General features: G+C 35.6%; 1 protein-coding gene. It reads left to right on the top strand.

Annotated features, from left to right (window positions below; all coding sequences use genetic code 11):
• Position 1: 1 nt before the first annotated feature.
• On the top strand, positions 2 to 1,557 hold a 1,556-nt coding region (locus E5A76_RS06945; protein WP_161118489.1), incomplete at its 3' end, for an EAL domain-containing protein.

The raw sequence follows: 1,557 nt of genomic DNA, 5'->3' as shown, positions 1-1,557 counted from the left end.
TATGCGATCGTCGGCAGCGTCAGATGTGTATAAAGAGACAGCCTTATGGCTTCGTTGGCGACTGCCCCTAATGATTTTTGTATTAGGGACTCTACTCATTTATCTGATGCAAGGTTTTATAAAATACGCATTATTTGAGCATGATCTTAGCCATCGAATTAACATACCATTAGATGTTAATGATACAAATGCGATTCTTATCAGTACGGCGATCAATAATTTAGTGCCTGATTTATCAATGACATGCTCTGATGATGATATCGATGCGCTGCGCCTTACAAATGACACTTCAACTAATATTCAATTTTTGCAGTTAGTTACTACTGATAGAGGTTGTTCTATTTATGGCCATGTTGCACCTGTTAGTGATGATAGCCATGCAAGCCATAAAATAACGGTTGGAAATTTAACCATTTCCCCCTACACCAATAGTCGCGTAAAAGTGGTCCGTCATTTTACCAATGGCAGCTATGTATTAGCTGTATCTGAACCATTTAGCCAACTGTTATATAATAATCAGACCAACAAGCATAATATTGCGGTCTACCTAATCTATAAAGATCAACATATTCACTTACAAAGTAAAAAGAGTAAAAAGGAAACTTATCAGCTATTTCAAAAGCCGCTTACTCACGATTTTTTACTTCAAGTTTATGCAACTAAAACAGGAATTAATGATGTTACAAAACCAGATGCTGTATTAGTTAACATTTCTTTATTACTGTTATTAGCCGTATTCTGTTTATTACTAGGTATTAAAAACACCCACCATAAAACAGTAAAAAATATGATTGAATCAGGGATCCATAAAAAAGAATTCATCCCTTACTATCAACCAATTATTAACTCCGTATCTGGCGAGATCATCGGTTGTGAAACCCTGCTTCGTTGGCATAAATCTAACGGTGAAATCATACCGCCAAATGCTTTTATTGATATTGCTGAAAAAAATAAACAAATCTATGAAATTACCGATCTACTGATTGAACAAGTCACTGCTGATATTGCCAGTTTAAAAGACCTTAATGATCAGTTTTATGCCAGCATTAACGTACCGCCGCATCAGTTAGAGAATCAAACCTTTGCGACCAAACTGTTGCAAAAGTTATCTGAGCATGACATGCCGAATCACCGTCTGGCGATTGAAGTAACAGAAAGAACCCCTTTTACTGATCTCGAATCAGCGAAAAGTGTTATGCAACGTCTTATTGATAATGATATTTCCATTAAATTAGATGACGCAGGCACAGGTTTTGGAGGCTTTAGTTACTTACAAGAATTGCCAATTAATACTCTTAAAATTGATAAAATGTTTATCGATACCATTGGTACGTGTGACGTTAAAGCTAACATCCTAAATGCCATTATCACCTTCGGTAAGAAGGCTAATCTCATCATGATTGCAGAGGGTGTTGAAAGTCTGGATCAGGTTGAGTATTTACGTAAACAAGGTGTCTTCCTTATTCAAGGCTTTGTTTATGCTAAACCAATGCCATTTAAAGATTTCCAACAATTTATCAATACTTGTATTAAATCTAATAATAACTGTCTTGCTTG

It is taken from the genome of Photobacterium lucens (assembly GCF_009873615.1).
Lineage (GTDB): Bacteria > Pseudomonadota > Gammaproteobacteria > Enterobacterales > Vibrionaceae > Photobacterium > Photobacterium lucens.
Note: the sequence above shows the minus strand (reverse complement) of the source record. Positions and strands in the feature narration are given on the sequence as shown.